At 74.9% G+C, this 19,161-nt stretch carries 19 protein-coding genes and 1 pseudogene; 13 read left to right on the top strand and 7 right to left on the bottom strand.

Annotation, left to right across the window (positions count from 1 at the left end):
- The 4 genes and pseudogenes from ACFV61_RS11395 to ACFV61_RS11380 all read left to right on the top strand — a co-directional run.
- Nucleotides 1–295, top strand: a pseudogene (locus ACFV61_RS11395) (hemin transporter); the annotation flags it as partial.
- A gap of 86 nt (nt 296–381) precedes the next feature.
- On the top strand, nt 382–1,143 hold the full coding sequence (locus tag ACFV61_RS11390; RefSeq protein WP_380491297.1) for a (Fe-S)-binding protein: 762 nt from the start codon (nt 382–384) through the stop codon (nt 1,141–1,143).
- Nucleotides 1,140–2,585 (top strand): lactate utilization protein B, encoded by a 1,446-nt coding sequence (locus tag ACFV61_RS11385; RefSeq protein WP_380491295.1) that lies wholly within the window; start codon nt 1,140–1,142, stop codon nt 2,583–2,585. Before ACFV61_RS11390 ends, ACFV61_RS11385 begins: the two co-directional genes overlap by 4 nt.
- Nucleotides 2,582–3,265, top strand: a complete 684-nt coding sequence (locus ACFV61_RS11380) for a lactate utilization protein C (protein WP_380491293.1) — start codon at nt 2,582–2,584, stop codon at nt 3,263–3,265. The genes ACFV61_RS11385 and ACFV61_RS11380 overlap by 4 nt, the downstream gene beginning before the upstream one ends.
- Before the next feature lie 15 nt (nt 3,266–3,280).
- Here ACFV61_RS11380 and ACFV61_RS11375 read toward each other — a convergent pair whose 3' ends face one another.
- From ACFV61_RS11375 to ACFV61_RS11365, 3 genes are all read right to left on the bottom strand, one after another.
- On the bottom strand, nt 3,281–4,138 hold the full coding sequence (locus ACFV61_RS11375; protein WP_380491291.1) for a hypothetical protein: 858 nt from the start codon (nt 4,136–4,138) through the stop codon (nt 3,281–3,283).
- A gap of 133 nt (nt 4,139–4,271) precedes the next feature.
- On the bottom strand, nt 4,272–5,099 hold the full coding sequence (ddaH, locus tag ACFV61_RS11370) for a dimethylargininase (protein ID WP_380491289.1): 828 nt from the start codon (nt 5,097–5,099) through the stop codon (nt 4,272–4,274).
- A 252-nt stretch (nt 5,100–5,351) separates the two neighbouring features.
- Nucleotides 5,352–6,245, bottom strand: a complete 894-nt coding sequence (locus ACFV61_RS11365; RefSeq protein WP_380491287.1) for an MBL fold metallo-hydrolase — start codon at nt 6,243–6,245, stop codon at nt 5,352–5,354.
- Nucleotides 6,246–6,465: 220 nt separating this feature from the next.
- On the opposite strand from ACFV61_RS11365, the gene ACFV61_RS11360 reads away from it, so the two are divergent.
- Nucleotides 6,466–7,248: an SGNH/GDSL hydrolase family protein gene (locus ACFV61_RS11360; RefSeq protein ID WP_063350593.1), complete on the top strand. Its 783-nt coding sequence runs from the start codon at nt 6,466–6,468 to the stop codon at nt 7,246–7,248.
- A gap of 7 nt (nt 7,249–7,255) precedes the next feature.
- Here the strand turns inward: ACFV61_RS11360 and ACFV61_RS11355 are convergent, their stop codons facing one another.
- Nucleotides 7,256–7,705 carry a DUF2809 domain-containing protein gene (locus tag ACFV61_RS11355; protein WP_380425722.1) on the bottom strand — a complete coding sequence of 150 codons (450 nt, stop codon included), beginning with the start codon at nt 7,703–7,705 and terminating at the stop codon, nt 7,256–7,258.
- Between the two features lie 133 nt (nt 7,706–7,838).
- On the opposite strand from ACFV61_RS11355, the gene ACFV61_RS11350 reads away from it, so the two are divergent.
- Nucleotides 7,839–8,276, top strand: a complete 438-nt coding sequence (locus ACFV61_RS11350) for a ribonuclease domain-containing protein (protein WP_380491285.1) — start codon at nt 7,839–7,841, stop codon at nt 8,274–8,276.
- A 42-nt stretch (nt 8,277–8,318) separates the two neighbouring features.
- On the opposite strand, the gene ACFV61_RS11345 is transcribed toward ACFV61_RS11350, so the two are convergent.
- On the bottom strand, nt 8,319–8,570 hold the full coding sequence (locus ACFV61_RS11345) for a hypothetical protein (RefSeq protein WP_380425726.1): 252 nt from the start codon (nt 8,568–8,570) through the stop codon (nt 8,319–8,321).
- Nucleotides 8,571–8,627: 57 nt separating this feature from the next.
- Entirely contained in the window at nt 8,628–9,119 is a 492-nt protein-coding gene (locus tag ACFV61_RS11340) for a DUF5994 family protein (protein ID WP_380425728.1), read from the bottom strand.
- A 592-nt stretch (nt 9,120–9,711) separates the two neighbouring features.
- Between ACFV61_RS11340 and ACFV61_RS11335 the strand changes: the two genes are divergently transcribed.
- Nucleotides 9,712–11,574: an APC family permease gene (locus tag ACFV61_RS11335; RefSeq protein ID WP_380491301.1), complete on the top strand. Its 1,863-nt coding sequence runs from the start codon at nt 9,712–9,714 to the stop codon at nt 11,572–11,574.
- A gap of 29 nt (nt 11,575–11,603) precedes the next feature.
- Here the strand turns inward: ACFV61_RS11335 and ACFV61_RS11330 are convergent, their stop codons facing one another.
- A complete protein-coding gene (locus ACFV61_RS11330) occupies nt 11,604–12,182 on the bottom strand; it encodes a DUF5994 family protein (protein ID WP_380491283.1) in 579 nt (192 codons plus the stop codon).
- A 197-nt stretch (nt 12,183–12,379) separates the two neighbouring features.
- On the opposite strand from ACFV61_RS11330, the gene ACFV61_RS11325 reads away from it, so the two are divergent.
- The 6 genes from ACFV61_RS11325 to ACFV61_RS11300 form a co-directional block, all read left to right on the top strand.
- Nucleotides 12,380–13,387, top strand: coding sequence for a LysR family transcriptional regulator (locus ACFV61_RS11325; protein WP_380491281.1), 1,008 nt, complete (start codon nt 12,380–12,382; stop codon nt 13,385–13,387).
- A gap of 69 nt (nt 13,388–13,456) precedes the next feature.
- Complete coding sequence (locus tag ACFV61_RS11320; protein ID WP_380377084.1) at nt 13,457–14,128, top strand: DUF3592 domain-containing protein; 672 nt, start codon at nt 13,457–13,459, stop codon at nt 14,126–14,128.
- A gap of 140 nt (nt 14,129–14,268) precedes the next feature.
- A complete protein-coding gene (locus ACFV61_RS11315) occupies nt 14,269–16,056 on the top strand; it encodes an endo-1,4-beta-xylanase (RefSeq protein ID WP_380491280.1) in 1,788 nt (595 codons plus the stop codon).
- Nucleotides 16,057–16,150: 94 nt separating this feature from the next.
- On the top strand, nt 16,151–17,308 hold the full coding sequence (locus tag ACFV61_RS11310; RefSeq protein ID WP_380491278.1) for a sensor histidine kinase: 1,158 nt from the start codon (nt 16,151–16,153) through the stop codon (nt 17,306–17,308).
- Nucleotides 17,305–17,976, top strand: a complete 672-nt coding sequence (locus ACFV61_RS11305; RefSeq protein WP_380491276.1) for a response regulator — start codon at nt 17,305–17,307, stop codon at nt 17,974–17,976. Before ACFV61_RS11310 ends, ACFV61_RS11305 begins: the two co-directional genes overlap by 4 nt.
- Nucleotides 17,977–18,136: 160 nt before the next feature.
- Nucleotides 18,137–19,161 (top strand): substrate-binding domain-containing protein (locus ACFV61_RS11300; protein ID WP_380491274.1); only part of this gene is annotated, 1,025 nt, incomplete at its 3' end.

Below are 19,161 nucleotides of genomic sequence, written 5' to 3'. Positions count from 1 at the left end.
GCGGGGCCCCCGCCCCCAGACCCCCCCCGCCTCCCGCGCCCACCCCCCCCCCCACCCCCCCACGCTGCCCACCCCCCCCCCCACCGTCTTCACCGCGCGGCCGCTCGGCGACTGGCCCGCCGAGCGCACCGGCCTGGTCGACCTCTCCACCGTCGACGTCCCGGCCGGCACCACCGCCTACCTGTGCGGCCCGCTGCCCTTCCTGCGCGCCGTCCGCGAGCAGCTCCTCACGGCGGGCGTCCCGGCGGCGGACATCCACTACGAGGTGTTCGGCCCCGACCTCTGGCTCGCCTGAGACCCCCTGAGGTCCCCGACATCCCCCGGCCCGCTCGGTACGATCACGAGCGGGCCGGCCGGTGTCGCCGGACGAAAGGAGGGCCGATGCGGGTCGCACTGTTCGCCACCTGCGTCAACGACGCGCTGTTCCCCGCCACGGCGGTCGCCACCGTCCGGCTGCTCGAACGCCTCGGCGTGACCGTGGACTTCCCCGCCGGGCAGACCTGCTGCGGGCAGCCGCAGTACAACACCGGCTACCGGCAGGCGTGCGAGCCGCTGCTGCGGCGCACCGCACGGGCCTTCGCCGGGTACGAGCACGTGGTGACGCCCTCCGGATCGTGCGTGGCCATGGTCCGGGACAACTACCCGCGGATCGGAGCCCGGGCCGCCGCCGACGGCCGGGGCGGCGAACTCGACTCCATGGCAGCCTCGTTGACGCCCCGGGTGCACGAACTGACCGAGTTCCTCACCGATGTGCTCGGCGTCGAGGACGTCGGCGCGCACTTCCCGCACACCGTCACCTACCACCCCTCCTGCCACGGCCTGCGGGTGCTCGGCCTCGGCGAACGGCCGCTGCGGCTGCTGCGCGCCGTCCGGGAACTGGAACTGGTCGAACTGCCCGGCGCCGAGGAGTGCTGCGGCTTCGGCGGCACCTTCGCCGTCAAGAACGCGGCCGTCTCGGCGGCCATGGCCGAGGACAAGATCGCCCACGCGCTCGGCACCGGCGCCCAAGTCCTGTGCGGCGCCGACAACTCCTGTCTACTGCACCTCGGCGGCACGCTGCGCCGCCGGGGCGCGGCACTGCGCCCGCTGCACCTGGCGGAGATCCTCGCCAGCACCGAGGAACACCCGTGGAGGCCCGCATGACCGGCACCTTCCTCGGCATGCCCGCCTTCCCGCAGGCGACCTCTGCGCAGGCGACCTTCCCGCAGGCCGCAGCGGAGGCCGTCCAGGACGAGCGGCTGCGCGCCAACCTGCGGCACGCCACCCACACCATCCGGGACAAGCGGGCCCGCGCCGTCGCCGAACTCGACGACTGGGCCGAACTGCGCGCCGCCGGCAAGGCGATCAAGGACCACACGCTGCGCCATCTCGACCGCTACCTCGTCCAGTTGGAGGAGGCCGTCACCGCGGCCGGCGGCATCGTGCACTGGGCGGCCGACGCCGAGGAGGCCAACCGGATCGTCGCCGACCTGGTCCGCGCCACCGGCGAAACGGAGGTCGTCAAGGTCAAGTCGATGGCCACCCAGGAGATCGGACTCAACGAGGCGCTCGCCGCCGAGGGGATCACCGCCTACGAGACCGATCTCGCCGAGCTCATCGTGCAGTTGGGCGACGACCGGCCCTCGCACATCCTGGTGCCCGCGATCCACCGCAACCGCGCCGAGATCCGGGAGATCTTCGCCGAACGGATGGCCGCCTGGGGCCGCCCCGCGCCCGAGGGCCTGACCGACTCCCCCGCCGAACTCGCCGAAGCGGCCCGGCTGCACCTGCGGGAGAAGTTCCTGCGCGCCCGGGTCGCGGTCTCCGGCGCCAACTTCATGGTCGCCGAGACCGGCACCCTGGTGGTCGTCGAGTCCGAGGGCAACGGCCGGATGTGCCTCACCCTGCCGCGCACGCTGATCTCCGTCGTCGGGATCGAGAAGGTCGTGCCGACCTGGCAGGACCTGGAGGTCTTCCTGCAACTGCTCCCCCGCTCCTCCACCGCCGAGCGGATGAACCCGTACACCTCGCTGTGGACCGGCACCACGGAAGGCGACGGCCCGTCCGCCTTCCACCTCGTGCTGCTCGACAACGGGCGCACCGCCGCGCTCGCCGACCAGGTCGGCCGCCAGGCGCTGCGCTGCATCCGCTGCTCGGCCTGCCTCAACGTCTGCCCGGTGTACGAGCGGGCCGGCGGCCACGCCTACGGCTCGGTCTACCCGGGCCCGATCGGCGCCATCCTGACACCCCAACTGCGCGGCACCACCAGCCCCTTGGACGCCTCGCTGCCGTACGCCTCCTCGCTCTGCGGGGCCTGCTACCAGGTCTGCCCGGTGGCGATCGACATCCCCGAGGTGCTGGTGCACCTGCGCGAGCGGGTCGCCGAGCAGGGCGGACACCCGCTGGAGCGGGCCGCGATCGCGGCCGCCGGGTACGTGCTCGACCACCCGGCGGCGCTCGCGGCCGCCGAGCGGCTCGCCGGGCGCACCCGCGCGCTGCACCCGCGCCGGCTGCCCGGCCCGGGCCGGGCCTGGACCGACACCCGGGACCTCCCGGAGGTGCCCGCCGCACCGTTCCGCGACTGGTGGCGAAGGAACCGCTCATGACCGCACGGGAGTTCATCCTCGCCCGGATCCGCGCCGCACTCGCCGACCCCGACCCTGACCCTGGCCCTGCCCCTGGCCCGGACCGGGGCCCCGATCGGGACCGGGCAGCGGAGGAGCCGGTCGCCCGGGACTACCTGCGTACGCACAGTCCGGACGGTCCGGCGGCCCTGCTCGACCTGCTGCACCACAACCTGGCCGACTACCGGGCCCGGGTGCACCGCTGCACCGAGGCCGAACTGCCCGCCGTCCTGGCCCGGTTGCTGGCAGAACGCGGCAGCCGCACGGTCGCCGTGCCGCACGGCCTGCCGCCCGCCTGGCTCAGTGCCACCGCCGTCACGGCCGTCCCCGACGACGGCACGCTCACCGCCGCCCGGCTCGACGCCGTGGACAGCGTCGTCACCGGCTGCGCGCTCGCGATCGCCGAGACCGGGACGATCGTGCTGGACGCCGGGCCGGGCCAGGGGCGGCGGCTGCTCACCCTCGTCCCGGACCACCACGTGTGCGTCGTCCGGACACCCGGGCAGGTCGTCGCCTCCGTGCCGCTCGCACTGCCCCGGCTCGACCCGGCCCGCCCGCAGACCTGGATCTCCGGGCCGTCCGCGACCAGCGACATCGAGCTCGACCGGGTCGAGGGCGTGCACGGCCCGCGCACCCTGGAGGTGCTGCTGGTCGAGGGCTGACCGGACCGCCGCGGCTCAGCTCATCGTCACGACGCTGTACCTGTCGTCCTGCGAGCTGTCCCAGGCGACCTGCACCCGGCAGTCGACCGGCCGCCCGGAAGCGGCCAGCCCCTGCCCCGCGATGGCCGCCGTCGGGTCGGCCAGCGTGCTGAACAAGCCGCCCGCCGGCGGGGCGCCGCCCGGTGCGAATCCCAGGTCCGCGGGCGCGACGGCCGTGGGGTAGAACACCGCCCGGCCCGTGATCGTGTACGTCCCCCGGGTGGTGTCCTTGCGCTTGCGGCCGGGGATGACCGAGCACAGCGAGAAGGTGTCCTCGGCGCCGTCCGAGACGTTGCCCGCCGCGTCCACCGTCCACAGCTCCCAGTAACGGGCGACCGTGGCGTGGGCGCTCGACCCCTTCGCGGTGATGTACGAGTCGATCCGGCTGCCCGACATCGCGTTCCAGTTTGTGCCGTCCCACTCCTCCACGGCGAAGACGCGGTTGATCTCCTGGATGATGACGCCCTGCTGGGGCGCGGCGACGCTCAACTGCCGCCTGCGCTCGAAGTAGCCGCACTCGCCTTCCAGGTCGTCGGCCGTCAGGTGGGTGAGCGCGATCTGCGTCGCCGGCCCGGCCCCGGGTGTGGGGGCCCGCTGGACCGGCACCCCCGCGCCGCCGGAGGCCTCCTGGCCGTGCCGCTGCTGCTCGACCAGCCGGGCCACCGCGGCGTTGCCGAGGGCGCGTTGCAGGGGCAGGGCCGTCGAAGGGGACAGCGGGCCGGCGGCCGCGGCCTCCCGGGCGCCCTCGGCCGGGAGGTCCGCGCTCCGGCGCTCGGGCGCCGCCCTGCGCCGCCGCGCCGCCTCGTCCTCGGATGTGGACGCCTGATCGCGCATGTGGCCCTCCCGTCGGCACGGCACCGCCCCGGATGCCCTGGCCAAGCTCTACCGGACGGCGGGGCGGCCGGGAAGGTCCGCGAGGGCAGTGCGGAGGGCAGCGCGGAGGGCAGCGCCGACGGCAGGGCCGGGCTCAGGCCGGCCGCAGCTCCAGCGTGCAGCACTTGGCTCCGCCGCCGCCCTTCAACAGCTCCGAGACGTCCACCGGGACCGGCTGGTAGCCGTGCTCGACGAGCCGCCCGGCCAGGTGTTTCGCCGCCTCGGGCAGCAGCACCCGGCGCCCGTCCGAGACCGCGTTGAGGCCGAACACCTCGGCGTCGGCCCGGTCGGCGAGGATCGCGTCCGGGTACAGGGTGCGCAGCACGGCCCGGCTGTCGGCGTCGAAGGCCTCCGGGTAGTACATGACGTGGTCGTCGGCGAGCACGGCCAGCGCCGTGTCCAGGTGGTAGAAACGCGGGTCGACCAGGGTCAGGCCGACCACCGGGACGCCGAAGAACTCGCCCGCCTCGGCGTGCGCGGCCCGGGAGGTACGAAAGCCCGTCCCGGCGAGCACCCGGCCGCCGGCCACCAGGTGGTCGCCCTCGCCCTCGTTGACGTGCCCGGCGCGCTGCACCTCGCGGTAGCCGTGCGAGCGGAACCAGGCCTGGTAGGCCTCGGACTCGGCGGCGCGCTCCGGGTAGCGGAAGGTCGCGACCAGCGCCCGGCTGTCCAGCACGGTCGCGCCGTTGGCGGCGTAGACCATGTCGGGCAGGCCGGGCACCGGGTCGATCAGCTCGACGGTGTGGCCGAGGCGGCGGTACAGCCAGTACAGCCGCTCCCACTGGCGGACGGCGAGCGCGGTGTCGGTGGGCTGCGCCGGGTCCATCCACGGGTTGATCGCGTAGTCGACGGTGAAGTACGTCGGCCGGCACATCAGGTAGCGCCGCGGCCTGGCGGTGCGCTCCGGGGTCTGCGTGGGCATTCCTCAACCGTCCTCGGGTGCAGGGGAGTTCGGGGATTCCGTTCCCCAGGCCGCTGCCCCGGCAGGGCTGTTCGCACACCCGCGCGGGCGCCCCCGGCGGGCGCAGGCCCCCGCGCACCCGGCGCGGGCTCCGGCGCACGCGCGGCCGAGTGCCACGAGGCGGACCGCGCCGAGCACCGTCGGGACGGACCGCACCGAGCGTCACCGGCAGGCCGCGCCGAACGTCACGAGCGGGCCGTCACCAGCAGACCGTCACCAGCGGACCGCGCCGAAGTCCACCGGCGCGGGCCGCAGACCCCGACAGCGGTCGGCGAGCGCCCGCAGCCGGGCCGCCGCCTCCTCGGCGGGCATCCGGTGCCGCTGGCCGTGGCCGGGCAGCAGCCACTCGAAGCGCAGCGCGTCCAAGCTGCGGTCCAGCGAGGCGGAGAGCTCCTCGATCGAGTACCAGGTGACGGTGTCGTACACCTCCAGGTCACCGGTGGTGCGGGACCAGTACAGGGTGTCGCCGGTGAAGCAGTACCGCTCGTCGACCAGGTAGAGCACGCTGCCGCGGGTGTGGCCCGGGAAGGGGTGGGCGGTGACGCCGGGGGCGACCTCCACCGGTTCGACGCCGTGCAGCACCCGGTCGGCGTCGGGCGCAGCGTCCAGGTCGCCCTCGTGGATCCAGAGCCGGGCGCCGAGCCGGTCGGCGTACGCCCGGCCGTGTGCCGCGTGGTCGCGGTGCGTCAGCAGGATGTCGGTGACCGGGCCGAGGGCCTCGTACCGGGCCGCGAGCGGCTCGGCGTAGCGGGGCGTGTCGACCATCAGCCAGCCCGTGGGTCGGCGGCAGAGGTAGGAGTTGGCCCCGGCGTTGTGGCGGGAGTTGTGGCCGAGCAGCAGCAGGCCGTCGTCGAGGGCCAGCGGGAAGGGGTCGGTGGCCGGGTCGAGCGGGCCGGTGCCCGGCCGGATGGAGCGGGTGGGGCAGGCGTGGGCGGCGGCGAGCAGCTGACGGTGCTCGGCCTCGTCGTGCGGCTGGCGGACCAGCTCGGAGCGGCCGGCGCGCTCACGGATCAGTCCTGGCGCGAGCTGCCGGGCCACGTCGCAGTTGGTGCAGCGGCCGTCGACGGACCACTGCCCGGGCAGGCCGGAGGTCGGATTCAGAGCCATGGATGTCTTCCCCCTGGAAGGACGGCGGCCGGGCCGGCCGCGCCCTTCGAGCATCGGCCAGGCGGGCCCAAAAGCGGAAGGGGGGCGGGATCTTGTGGTTTCCGGGGGCCGCCGCTCTGCACTCCGGCTGTATTCCGGGTGGGGCACGTGGCCCATCTCACGTACCGCCGGGGTCACCTACGGTGGCGTAGGTCACTTGAATGGGTGAACTATCTCCTTCATGCCGAACCTCCAGGAGACCCTTGACCTCAGTTCGTATGCCGCCCTCGGCGACAGCTTCACCGAGGGCCTGAACGACCCCGGTGCCGACGGCGCCTTCGCCGGCTGGGCCGACCGCCTGGCCGGGCTGCTCGCCGACGGACGGCCGCCGGGCGGGTTCCGCTACGCCAACCTGGCGGTGCGCGGCCGACTGCTGGACCAGATCATGGCCGAGCAGGTGCCGCAGGTCCGCCGGCTCCAGCCCGACCTGGCCACCTTCTGCGCCGGCGGCAACGACATCCTGCGGCCCGGCAGCGACCCGGACGAGGTCGCCGAGCGCTTCGAGGCGGCCATCGTCCAACTCACCGCCTCCGCCGGGACGGTGCTGATCTGCACCGGCTTCGACACCCGGGACGTACCGCTGTTCAAGCACCTGCGCGGCAAGATCGCCACGTACAACGGGCACATGCGGGCGGTCGCCGACCGCAACGGCTGCAAGGTGGCCGACCTGTGGTCGCTGCGCGCCGTCCAGGACCGCCGGGCCTGGAGCGAGGACCGGCTGCACCTCTCCCCCGAAGGCCACCAGCGGGTCGCCCTGCTGGCCGCCCGTTCCCTGGGGCTGCGCACCGAGCAGGACCCGGAGGCGCCCTGGCCGGCCACCCCGGAGCTGTCCGCCGCCGACCAGCGGCGCGAGAACCTCCAGTGGGCCCGCGAGTACCTGCTGCCCTGGGTCGGCCGACGGCTGCGCGGGGAGTCCTCGGGGGACCACGTCGAGGCCAAGCGGCCTGATCTGCTTCCGCTCTGACGTCGCGTCAGGCGGCACCGGGCGCTGCGGTCCTCCTCGCAGCCCTTGCGGCCCTCGCGGTCCATGCGGCCTTCGCGGTCCGCAGCACCCGGTGCACCAGCGCGGCGAACGCGGCGCCGACCAGGTACCAGAACAGGTCCGGCGGGTTGAACGTCGACCCCAGCACCAGCCGGGCCAGCCCGCTGCGCCGCCCCAACTCGTCGGGCACACCGGTGATCTGGAACAGCTCCACCGCCCAGCTCAGCCCCGCCGCCACCACCGCCGCCCGCCCCGGTCGCACCCTGGGCGCGACCAGCACCACCAGCGCGTACACCAGCACCGTGTAGAGCGCGTCCCCGGCGTACTTCGCGACGTCCCCGCCCAGCCCGGCCCGCACCCCCAGCCCGACCGCCACCGTCGTCCCGGCCGCCAGCAGCGGCACCGCCCGCACCCGCAGGCGCCCCCAGAGATCATCCACCCGCCCACCCTACGACCCGCCCGCCGGCCACCGGCGTCCGGTGCCGGGGCTGGTCCGGACGGGCGACTTCGCGCATCCGTGGCGCCCGGGCGTCGTTGGCCGCTGCGTGACCGCACACCGAAGCCTGCTCCGCATGGCCGCCGCCGCCCTGTTCCTGACGGCCGCCGCCGCTCCCTCCGCCGCCCCGGCCGGCGCCGCCGTCCCCGCGGCCCACCCCGCACCGCGGATCGTCCGCGGCATCCTCGAACCCCCGCTGCCCGTCGACCAGTTCCCGCCTCAGGTCGAGGAGGCGTGCCAGATCTGGCACGACCTGCACTGGCCGACCGCGAACGCCCCTCGGGACTACCCGGTGGCCGACTCCCCCTTCGTGATCCGCGGCAGCAACGTCTACGGCAACCGCAGCGGCGACCTCCCCCAGGACGGCCACTACCGCGAGTACGACGTCAACCCGCGCTCGCCCGGCCAGCACCGCGACGCCGAACGCCTGGTGCGCGACCCCGCCGCCCAGCACGTCTGGTACAGCGACGACCACTACGCCAACTTCCTTGAGATCAGCTCGGGATGCTCCTGATCCGACCCCACGGACACCGCCCGCAGGCCGGGCCCGGGCACGTCACTCGCGTGACCACTCGGTCTCGGCCTCGGGCTCGCCGACGGCGTCGGACCCGCCCCAGACCCGGACCCTGACCGCCCTGGGCCCCGGGGCCGGTCGGGACAGCGTGCGCACGAACACCTCCCGGACGTGGTTGGCGGCCTGCTGGGGCGGCCCGTCGTAGTCCAGGGGATTCGGCATGGGCGCGCCGCCCTGCCGGGCCCAGTGGCCGTCGTCGTCCTGGGTCTCCAGGACCCATCGGTAGTGCCGCATCCTGACCTCCTCCGGCCCGGGGCCGCTCCTCGGTGCTGTCCGGTCTGTGCAGTCCGGTCAGTGCAGTTCGGTCGTGGGCTCGGAACCGATGCCGGTGTCCAGGAGGATCTGCCGCGCCGAGTCGGTGCCGCCGGCCCGGACCGCGCGGGCCATCGAGGCCAGGGCCGCTTCCCGGCCCGCCTGCGGCGGAACCACGAGCAGACTGAAGTGATCGCGGTCGCCCCGCGTGACGATCACCGTGTCGTCGCCGACCGGATACCGGTCGATGCGCACCGACCGGCCGTCGACGACGATCCGGGCCGGCACCTCGTCCCAGGCGTCCGCGTCCAGGCCCACGCTCACCACGGGGCCCAGGTGTTCGGTCAACGCGCCGACCAGGCCGGGCAGTTCGGCGCCGATGTTCCGTGACCGCGGCCACCAGGCGCCATCGAGTGCGCCCTCGCGGGACCGCGTGGTCTCCAGGCGCAACAGGACCGTCCCCGGTTTCACCGCCTGCCGGAAGCGGTCCGGCAGAAGCCCGGGGTGCGGGGCACCGGCATCGTCCGACATGGCTCGCCGCCTCTCCGCGGGCGCGGATCGGGCCCGCTGAACGGGGCCGACTCTTCGGTTCCGGCAACTGGGCCGCCCCGCCCTCCCACGGTACTCCGACCGCACCGGGGCCGAACGGGCGCCGGCGGACGCCTGCACGGGAGGGACGGCCCTGCTCGACGACCCGGCGTCGGCCCCGCGCCACCGGGAGCCGCGATGCGTAACACTGTGTGTCGTGTCGAATACGAAGAATGACGGCGGTGGCGCCGGGGCGAGCGGCGCACCCAGTCCCGACGCCACGCTGCCGGTCCTCGACCGGCAACAGGTCGGGGTACTGCGCCGGGTGGGCCGGGAATGGGGCCGGGCGGCCGGGGATCCGCAGGCGTGGCGCCGGGCACTGCCGGTGGACCCGGAGCTCGGCCGCTTTCCGGCCTCCTCCGAGATCCGGCCGGTGCGCTTCGGCCGCTTCGTGCGGGTGGCCACGGTCGGCGGGCAGCCGCCGCCGGTCGAGGCGGGCAGCGCCCCGGCCTCCCGACTCGGCCGGACGGGCGCCGGGGTCAGGCACGTGCTGCTCGGGGCCCCGCTGCGCAGTACCGCGATCGCGCACGAGCGGATGCGCAAGCTGGTGGCGCTGCCGGTGCTCTCCGCCGACGCGCTCTCGTCCGTCGCCTACGGGCCCGAGGCGATGCTGGCCGTCCTGGTCCTGGCGGGCACCGCCGGCCTGCGCTACTCGGTGCCCATCGCCGCGACGATCGCGTTCCTGATGCTGGCGGTCGGGGTGTCCTACCGTCAGACGATCCGCGCCTACCCGCACGGCGGCGGCTCGTACATCGTCGCCACCGCGAACCTCGGCCGCCTCCCCGGGCTGGCGGCGGCCGCCGGTCTGATGACGGACTACATCCTCACGGTCGCGGTCTCGATCGCCTCCGGCATGGAGGCCGTCACCTCGGCGATCCCCTCGCTGCGGGGCGACGCCGTGCCGATCGGCCTCGCCGTGATCGGTGTGCTGCTCGCCGGGAACCTGCGCGGCGTACGGCAGGCGGGCGTCCTGTTCGCCGCACCGACCTACGCCTTCGTCCTCGCCGTCCTCGCCCTCATCGCCTTCGGCCTGTACGACGCGGCCGGCCACGGCTTCCAGCCCACCGCGGCTCCGCAGTCGACCGCGACCGAGGGGGTCGGCGTGCTCCTGGTCCTGCGCGCCTTCGCCTCCGGCTCGACGGCGATGACCGGCATCGAGGCGATCTCCAACGCCGTCCCGGCCTTCCAGCCCACCGAGTGGCGCAACGCCCGTACCACCCTGACCTGGATGGTCGGCCTGCTGATCGCGCTCTTCGCCGGCACGGTCGCGCTGGTCCACCTCGACGGCGTCGTCCCCGACGCCCGGGAGACGGTGCTGTCGCAGCTCGCCCACCGCGCCTTCGGCCCGGGCTTCGGCTACGTCTTCACCCAGGCCGCCACGGCCGCGATCCTGCTCCTGGCGGCCAACACCGCCTACAACGACTTCCCCCGCGTCCTCTACCTCCTGGCGCGCGACAACCAGGCGCCGCGGCTCTTCCTGCGGCTGGGCGACCGGCTGGCCTTCAGCAACGGCATCGTCGTGCTCTCGGTCGCCGCGGCCGCGATCTACGCGGCGTTCGACGGCATGACGGCGCCGCTGATCCCGCTGTACGCGGTCGGCGTGTTCCTCGCCTTCACGCTGTCACAGACCGGGATGGTCGTGCACTGGTGGCGCCTGCGCGACCGCCACTGGCGCAAGAGCCTGATCTTCAACGCCGTCGGCGCGCTGCTCTCGGCGGTCGTGCTCGTCACCGCCGCGATCACCAAGTTCACCTCGGGCGCCTGGTTCGCCGCGCTCGTGGTGGGCCTGTTCATCCTGGTGGCCACCAGGATCCGGCACCACTACGAGCAGGTCGCCGCGGCGCTCGCCCTGCACCCGCACGCCGTGGAGGTCCCCGGCCGCGCTCTCACCCGGCCACGCCCACGGGACGGCGCGCCGCCCGCACCCTCCGCGGAGGCGAAAGCGGAGGGTGAGCGCGAGGCGGAGAGCGAGGCCGAGAGCGAGGAGACTCCCGAGGAGATCCACCCCCTGCTGATCGTGCCGATCGCCGCACTGGACCTGGCCGGCATGCGCGCCCTCGCCTACGCCGCCTCGCTCCGCCAGCCCGTCCTCGCCCTGCACATCAGCGCCAGCGAGGAGGAGGCCCGGCGCTTCCGCGCGTACTGGAACCTGTGGGGCGACCACCTGCCCCTGAAGATCCTCCTCTCCCCCTACCGCACGATCGTCGCGCCCCTGGTCAACTACATCGAGTCCCTGCACGACCAGCGCCCGGACCTCACCCTGACCGTCGTCCTCCCGGAGATCGTCGTGCGGCACCGGCGCCACCGGCTCCTGCACAACCGGCTCGCCCCCCGCCTGCGCAGGGCGCTCCGCCCGCTGCCGAAGATCGTCGTCACCACCGTCCCCTTCCACGTCTGAGGCCTGTCCGGGTGTCCGCACCCGGACCGCTACGCGCTGGCGGGCCAGGAGGCGGCGCGGCTTCGGGCGACGTCCGCCCGCCGGCCGACCTCGCCCTCGCCGGTGGCGGGCACGAGCGCCGAGGGCAGGACGTCGGTACCGGGTTCCGGTCCGGTCGCGCCGCGGCCCGGCTCCGGGGCGAGCAGTTCGCTCGCGGTCCGGATGTCGGCGGGGTCGGCCGCCCGCGACATCAGCCGCTCGGCGGTGACGGCGTCCGTCTCCGGCGGTACGACCAGCAGGTTCAGCCGCAACGGAGCGTATGAGCAGACCACGATCAGGTGCTCGTCCTGCTCGATGGTGAACCAGCCCACGTGGACGGTGTGCCCGGCGACCGGGGCCCGGTGCGGGACGGTCGGCCACTGCGCGGGGTTCACGGTGACCCGGGTGACCCGCCCCCACGGACCGTCCAATGCGGCGGCGAGGGAGGGGAGTTCGAGGAGAAGGTCACGCGAGCGGGGCCACCAGGCCCCGTCCAGCCGACCGGGCCGGGTGCCCTCGGGTACCCGGGAGAGCCGTGCTGCGGGTTCCAGGGCGGTGGGCGTCATCGCGCGATCGAGGGTCGTGGTCATGATCGAAGACCTGTCCCCGGACCCGGCCTCGGGCCGGATCCGGCATCGCCGTTCGCCGGAGACGACGCCAGGTGTCTTGCCCGGCATGCGAGGTGCCTTCGGTGATGTCCAGGCTACTCTCCGCCAGGCCCGGACCTCGTATGGTCTGCCAGGATGGGCGTCCTCGACCCCGGGCGCGGCGAAAGGGCGGCACAGCGGTGGAACTCGACCCGAAGAGGCTGCTGATCCTGCGCCGGATCGCCGACGCCGGCAGCGTGGCGGGTGCCTCGCGCGCGCTGGGCCACACCCCCTCCGCGGTGTCCCAGCAACTGAGCCGGCTGGAACGCGAGGTCGGCGTCCCCTTGGTGGACCGCACCGGCGGACGGGCCGAACTGACCGCCGCGGGCCGCCTGTTGGCGGGTTACGGCGACCGGATCGGCCAGGCGCTCCAGGACGCCGCCCGCGACCTGCGCGCACTCGGCGCCGCCGCCACCGGCCCGGTCGCCATCGGCGTGCCGCCGCCCGCCATCACGTTCTTCGCCACCACCGCCGTCCACCTGCTCGCCCGCACCCACCCCGACCTGGCCCCCCGCCTGGTGGAGACCGGACGGCAGGAGGGCCTGCGCGCGCTGCGCCTGGGCGAACTGGACGTCCTGGTCATCGAGGACGACCGGCAGGAGCCCACCCCGCTGCCGCCCGGCGTCGAGGCGAGCGTCATGTTCGAGGACGCCTACCGCCTGGTCGTCCCCTCGGACTGGACCCCGCTCACCGACCCCGCCCAGCTGTCCGGCCGCCCCTGGATCGCCGCCCCGGCCGGCTCACCCCGGCAGCTGGCCTTCCGACGCCTGGCCGCCCGGCACGACATCGTGCCCCTGGTCGAGCACACCGCCCGCTACCGCTTCGCCGTCTACACCATGCTCGCCGCCCGTCTGGGCGCGGCGATCCTGCCCGCGAACGCCGCCGCCCTGATCGGCCCGGCCGCCGGCACCGTCACCACGCTGCCGGTGCCGGGCGCCTACCTGGTGCGCCTGCTGCGCCGCACCGGACCGTGGGGGGCACCGCCGGCGGTGCGGGTGGCGGCCGAGGCGCTGCAGAGCGCACTGCTGGCGGCGAGCGAGCGGCTGGCGGCCCAGGGCCTGACCGAGAGTGAGCCGCGCGTGAACGGCCACCTGGTCGACCCCAGCGAGCCGAGCGCACCCGCTGGCCCGCACGCCGGGACACCGTAAGCACTGCTGAACGCCGGGGGTGAGCGCCGCTTGCTGGTGCCCGGCCCGGCCCTCTGCCAGCGTGGCCGGGTGACCACCATCGCGGACGAGCGACCCCCCGCCCCTCCTCCTACCCCCTCCGGCGGGCTGCGCCGCCGGGCGCGCGCCGCCACGCGCCTGCTCCAACGGGCGGCCTGGGCCACCACGCTGGTCGGCGCGGTGACGACGGCCTGCACGTCGTGGGGATCCACGCCCTGGTACGCCGGCTGGATCGGCGCGGCCGGTGCGGCGGCACTCGCGGCGCTGGCCTCGCCGGTGCGGCTGGCCCTGGGCGAGAGCCCGCGCTCCGGCTCCGCCTCCGCCCTGTTCCACGCCGCCATGCTCGCCCTGATGGTCTGCGCCTTCGCCGGCTGCTTCGCCTTCTCCCTCAGCGGTTGGTTCCACGAGCACGACCGCGACCTGCACGCCACGCTGCGGGTGTCCGCCACCGTCACCGGCTGCCACAGCAGCGGTGACACCAGCACCGAGTGCACCTTCCTCTGGACGGCGGACGGGCACGAGTACCGCGCCGCCGAGGGCACGGACGTGCAGTGGCCCGACGGGCACCGGGTCGACGTACGGATCGATCCCGCCCACCCGCAACGGGATCCCGTCACCGACGGCGGCTACTGGCCGCTGTGGATCGCGGTCGTCGTGGGCGGGCTCGGCATCCCGTTCAGCCTGTGCGTCTGGTGGGTCCTGGAGGAGGCCGCGAACTACTGACGCCGCGCCGAGGCGGGCCCGGCGGGTACGGGTGTCAACCAAAGGACCATCCCGATCTCCGCCTCCGAGCCGACCGGAACGCCCTCCTCCGCCTCCTAGAGTCGAAGACGAACCAGTCGAAAGCCCCGTCAGGAGTTCCCGTGTCCGTGAAGCCCGCCGACGTTCCCATCCGGGTCGCCACTCTCACCTCGCTCGCCCTCGCGGGTGTCCTCGTCCTGATCGGTTGCGAACCCGGCGTCGAGAACCGCGACGGCGCGACGACGGGCGCCACCAGGCCGGCAGCGGGCCCGACCACCGATCCGGCGGCCCCGGCCGATCCGGTCCGAGGCGCAGACCTGCTCGGCGGCCACGACTGGTCGCACTTCGCCGGGGCCACCGCCGGGGCCGACGGGGTCCGCATCCGGCCGCTCGGCCGGATGATCGTCAAACAGGACGGCACCGGCGGACAGCCCAACCCGCCGGTCAACCTGCACGGCCCGCACCTGGAGGTGGGCGGCGACTTCGAACTCACCGCGGAACTGCGTGGCACCGCGCACGCCGCCGCCTACCTCCAGCTGTACGGCGAGCTGCCGGTCGTCTACGACGAGTGGCGCCAGGAGCGGCGCAGCGTCCGACTCGGCGTGGTCGACGGCCGGCTGGAGGTGGCCGTGTTCGACGGCACCAAGGCCGCTCCGGCCGTGACCCGGACGTTCGGCTCCGGACTGCCGGACGACTTCACGCTCGTCCTGGCCCGGCACGGCGACGTCCTGTCCTTCCGCGCCGGTGACACGGCACTCGGCGAGCTGCCCGCCTCCGGCGCGTTCGCCTCCTCGCAGGTCTGGTTCGGCGCGGACGCGGCACTCGGCGGCCAGGGCTGGCGGCTCGCCGCCCTCCGGGCGCGCCCGCTGGACGGCGGAGAGGTCACCGTCGTGGACACCGCCCGGCCCACGGACCGGCGCGCCGCCGACCCCGACTCCCTGCGCGCCCTCGCCGCCGCCCGCCCCCGCCCGCTCGGCGTCGGCACGGCCGTCGCCTCGGCGCCGCTGGCCGCCGACCCCGCCTACCGGGAGCTGGTGGCCGGGCAGTTCTCCGTGCTGACTCCCGAGAACGACCTGAAGCCGCAGTTCGTCCAGCCGCAGCCCGGCGTCTTCGACTTCACCGGGGGCGACAGCCTGGTGGAGTTCGCCGACGCCAACGGCATGCGGGTGCACGCCCACACCCTGGTCTTCGGCGAGGCGCTCCCGCGCTGGATGCGGGAGACTCCCACCGAGCGGCGCGAGGAGGTGATGACGAGCCATGTCACCGGTGTCGCCGGGCACTTCAAGGGCCGGGTGGCCGAGTGGGACGTGGTCAACGAGCCGATGTCCGTCCAGGACGAGGACTACGGCCCGGGCCGGAGCGGCCTGCGCCGGCACGTGTGGCAGCAGGCGATGGGCGAGCAGTACATCGACAAGGCGTTCCGGGCCGCTCGCACCGCCGACCCCGACGCCAAGCTGTACGTCAACGAGTTCGGCCTGGAGAGCGACGGCCCCCGCTGGGACGCCTTCCTCGCCCTGGTCAAGCGGCTCAAGCAGCGCGGCGTCCCACTGGACGGGGTCGGCTTCCAGGCGCACGTCCACGAGACCGACGACCACGTCGATCCCGCCGTGCTGGCCGGCCACTTCCGGGCACTCGCCGAACTCGGCCTGTCCGTACGGATCTCCGAGATCGACGTGCACGGCGAGGACCGCGAGGCGCAGGCCGGGCAGTTCGCCCTGGTCGCCAAGGTCTGCGCACAGACCCCCTCGTGCACCTCGTACGGCACCTGGGGCGTGACCGACCGGTACGGTTCGACCGCCGCCCACGACAGCTACCCGATCGCCCCGGGGGACGAGCTGATGTGGGACACCGGGCTGAAGCCGAAGCCCGCCGTCGCTGCGGTCCGGGGCGCACTCGCGGCCGCCGGGTGATCATCTCCGCGTCACCGGGGTGTGGAAACATGCCCCCATGCCTCGTCCGACCAGCCGGAAAACCGCTCAGCCGTCCGAATCGAACCTCGCAGCGATGCTGCTGAGCCTCTCCGTCCGCATGCCCCGGCCGGTCACCGACCTCGCACCCGCCGCGCTCGCGCTCCTGGTACTCGTCCCGCTCGCCGCCGACGACCCCGACGTCGGCCCGACCGCCTCGCCGACGGTCAACGCGGCGCTGCTGGCGACCGGGGCCCTCGCCCTCGCCGTCCGGCGGCGGTACCCGGCAGCGGTCGCGGCGATCGCCCTGCTCGGCGGCCAGCTCCCGCTCGCCGTCGCCCTCTACGGGCTGGCCGCCCGCCGGGGCGCCACCCGGGTGCTGGCCGTGTTCGCGGTGCTCGCCGGGGCCCGGCTGGCGTACCCGTTCGACCCGGGGGACCTCACCGAGCTCTCGACCCTCGCCACGGTGATCGAGGACCCGCTGGTCTTCGGCGCCGTCCCGCTCGCCCTCGGCCTCACCGCCCACCAGCGCGCCCGCGCCGTCGCCACGCTCGCCGAACGCAACCGGCTGCTGGAAGCAGCCCGCCGGCACGCCGAGGAACGCGCCGCCGCCGCCGAACGCGCCCGGCTCGCCCGGGAGATGCACGACGTCGTCTCCAACCGCGTCTCCCTCATCACCCTGCACGCCGGCGCCTGCGAGCACGCGGCCGCCGACGACCCGACCACCGTCCGGGAGACCCTCGGCCTGATCCGCACCCTCGGCCTCCAGGCCCTCACCGAACTGCGCGGCCTGCTCGGCGTCCTCACCCCGGCCTCCGACCAGGGCCCCTCACTGCACGGACTGCCCGCCCTCGTCGAGGAGTCCCGCCAGGCCGGACTCGCCGTCGACCTCACCCTCACCGGCCCCACCCAAGGACCACCCGCACCCGGACCGGCCGTCCAGTACGCCACCTACCGGATCGTCCAGGAAGCCCTGACCAACGCCCACAAGCACGCCCCGGCCGCCGAGGTCGCCGTCACCGTCGAGGTCCACCCGGACGGACTGCGCCTCGACATCGTCAACTCCCCCGCCACGGCCGCCGACCCCGACGGACCCCGACTGCCCTCCGGCGGCCACGGCCTGGACGGCATGCGCACCCGCGCCGACGACCTCGGCGGCACCCTGCACGTCGGCCCCACCACCGAGGGCGGATTCGCCGTCCGGGCCCGCCTACCGCTGACCGCCGCGAAGACGACCGCCGAGGCCGCCGCGTGATCACCGTCCTGCTCGCCGACGACGAGACCATGGTCCGCACCGGACTGAAACTGCTGCTGCGGGCCGAGGCCGACATCACCGTCGTCGCGGAGGCCGCCGACGGCGCCCCGGCGCTGGCCGCCGTCGCCGACCACCGGCCCGACGTGCTGCTGCTCGACCTGCACATGCCCCGGCGCAACGGCCCGGCCGTGCTCCACGCACTGGCGGACGCCGACTGCGCAACGAAGGTCCTGATCCTCACCACCTTCGACAGCGACGAGCACCTGTTCCCGGCCCTGCACGCCGGGGCGAGCGGGTACCTGCTCAAATCCGCGCCGCCGGACGAACTCCTGCGGGGCATCCGGGCCTGCGCGGCCGGCGAGACGGTGCTCTCCTCCCGGGTCGCCGGCCGGGTGGTGGCCCGGATGCTCCAACAGGACACCGCCCTCGCCGGACACACCCCCGCCTCCGCCGAATCAGCGCTGGCCGGCCTCACCCACCAGGAACGGGCCGTGCTCGACCTCCTCGCCGAGGGCCTGCCCAACGCGGCCGTCGCCGAACGGCTGGCGCTGTCCGTCTCCACCGTCAAGACCTACGCGAGCCGGATCAACACCAAGCTCGGCGTGACCAGCAGACTCCAGGCGGCCCTGCTGCTCCAACGGCTGCGCACGGGCGGGCAGGGGGCCTGAGCACCGCTCAACGCCGGGGCGGCCGCGGGGACGGCGGGCCCGCGCGGGCAGGCCGGTGGGGTACCGGGGTGCGGCATCGCGGTCATACTTGATCGGAAGTCGATCGAAAGATATGGTCCGATCAACCAGCCACGGTTCGGAGCAGTACGGGGGACAGGCGATGACCATCTCGGCCGAGGAACGTCGGGACCTCATCCTCAAGGCCGTCGGCGAGGCGAGCGGGCCCCTGCGGCTCGCCGACCTCGCGGCGCGGCTCGCCATTCCGGCGGTGACCGTACGGCGGGACGTCGCCGCGCTGGCCGAGGCCGGCCGGGTGGGGCGCTCGCACGGGTTCGTCGTACGGCGCACACCGGAGAAGCCGACGGACGGCGAGGGCGGGACCCGCACCCTCGGGCTGCTGGTGCCCTCCGTCGGGTCGTACTTCGACGAGCTGATCAACGGCGCCCGGGCCGCCGCGACGGCGGCGGGCGCCCGACTCGTCCTCGGCATCGCCCCCTACGAGGCCCGCGACGACCACACACAGGCCGAACGGCTGCTGGAATCCGGCCTCGACGGGCTGCTGCTCGCACCCAACCTCCTGCCGGGCCGGCCCGCGCAGGCCCACGACTGGCTGGACGACCTGCCGGTGCCCGCCGTCCTGGTCGAACGCGGCGCGCCCGAGTACGGGGGCCCCGGCGCCGGCCTGGACTCCGTCGGCTCGGACCACCGGCAGGGCGTCCTCCTCGCGCTGCGCCACTTCGCCGACCTCGGCCACGACCGGGTCCTGCTCGCGGCCCGCGGCGACTCCTGGACGGCCCGGGAGGTCCGGGCCGGCTACCAGCACGGCACCCGGCTGCTCGGACTGGCCGCCCTGCCCGTCCTGGACACCCTCGGTGACGACGGCCGCCCCGCCGACTCCGACCGGCACTCCGGGCTGATCGCCGACGCCGTGTCCGCCGGCGTCCGCGCCGCCCTCATCCACAACGACCAGGACGCGATCCAGCTGCTCCCGCTGCTCCGCGCCCGCGGCCTCGCGGTGCCCGACGACCTCGCGCTGATCGCCTACGACGACGTGTTCGCCGCCCTGGCGGCCCCGCCGCTGACCGCCGTCGCCCCCCCCCCCCCCCCGGGGGGCGCGACCGCCCGAGGCCGCCAGCTGCGCCGCCGCACCCCCCCGGCCGACCAGCCGGGGCCCCCGCGAGACCG

The organism is Kitasatospora sp. NPDC059817 (assembly GCF_042731835.1).
GTDB lineage: Bacteria > Actinomycetota > Actinomycetes > Streptomycetales > Streptomycetaceae > Kitasatospora.
Note: the sequence above shows the minus strand (reverse complement) of the source record. Positions and strands in the feature narration are given on the sequence as shown.

What these genes read in the sequence shown, in the direction of transcription:
- ACFV61_RS11330 (WP_380491283.1), bottom strand. Translation starts at nt 12,182, where the DNA reads ATGACCACGACCCTCGATCGCGCGATGACGCCCACCGCCCTGGAACCC.
- ACFV61_RS11335 (WP_380491301.1), top strand. Translation starts at nt 9,712, where the DNA reads ATGCGCAAGCTGGTGGCGCTGCCGGTGCTCTCCGCCGACGCGCTCTCG.
- ACFV61_RS11360 (WP_063350593.1), top strand. Translation starts at nt 6,466, where the DNA reads ATGCCGAACCTCCAGGAGACCCTTGACCTCAGTTCGTATGCCGCCCTC.
- ACFV61_RS11365 (WP_380491287.1), bottom strand. Translation starts at nt 6,245, where the DNA reads ATGGCTCTGAATCCGACCTCCGGCCTGCCCGGGCAGTGGTCCGTCGAC.
- ACFV61_RS11375 (WP_380491291.1), bottom strand. Translation starts at nt 4,138, where the DNA reads ATGCGCGATCAGGCGTCCACATCCGAGGACGAGGCGGCGCGGCGGCGC.
- ACFV61_RS11385 (WP_380491295.1), top strand. Translation starts at nt 1,140, where the DNA reads ATGACCGGCACCTTCCTCGGCATGCCCGCCTTCCCGCAGGCGACCTCT.
- ACFV61_RS11380 (WP_380491293.1), top strand. Translation starts at nt 2,582, where the DNA reads ATGACCGCACGGGAGTTCATCCTCGCCCGGATCCGCGCCGCACTCGCC.
- ACFV61_RS11310 (WP_380491278.1), top strand. Translation starts at nt 16,151, where the DNA reads ATGCTGCTGAGCCTCTCCGTCCGCATGCCCCGGCCGGTCACCGACCTC.
- ddaH (WP_380491289.1), bottom strand. Translation starts at nt 5,099, where the DNA reads ATGCCCACGCAGACCCCGGAGCGCACCGCCAGGCCGCGGCGCTACCTG.
- ACFV61_RS11350 (WP_380491285.1), top strand. Translation starts at nt 7,839, where the DNA reads ATGGCCGCCGCCGCCCTGTTCCTGACGGCCGCCGCCGCTCCCTCCGCC.
- ACFV61_RS11345 (WP_380425726.1), bottom strand. Translation starts at nt 8,570, where the DNA reads ATGCGGCACTACCGATGGGTCCTGGAGACCCAGGACGACGACGGCCAC.
- ACFV61_RS11390 (WP_380491297.1), top strand. Translation starts at nt 382, where the DNA reads ATGCGGGTCGCACTGTTCGCCACCTGCGTCAACGACGCGCTGTTCCCC.
- ACFV61_RS11340 (WP_380425728.1), bottom strand. Translation starts at nt 9,119, where the DNA reads ATGTCGGACGATGCCGGTGCCCCGCACCCCGGGCTTCTGCCGGACCGC.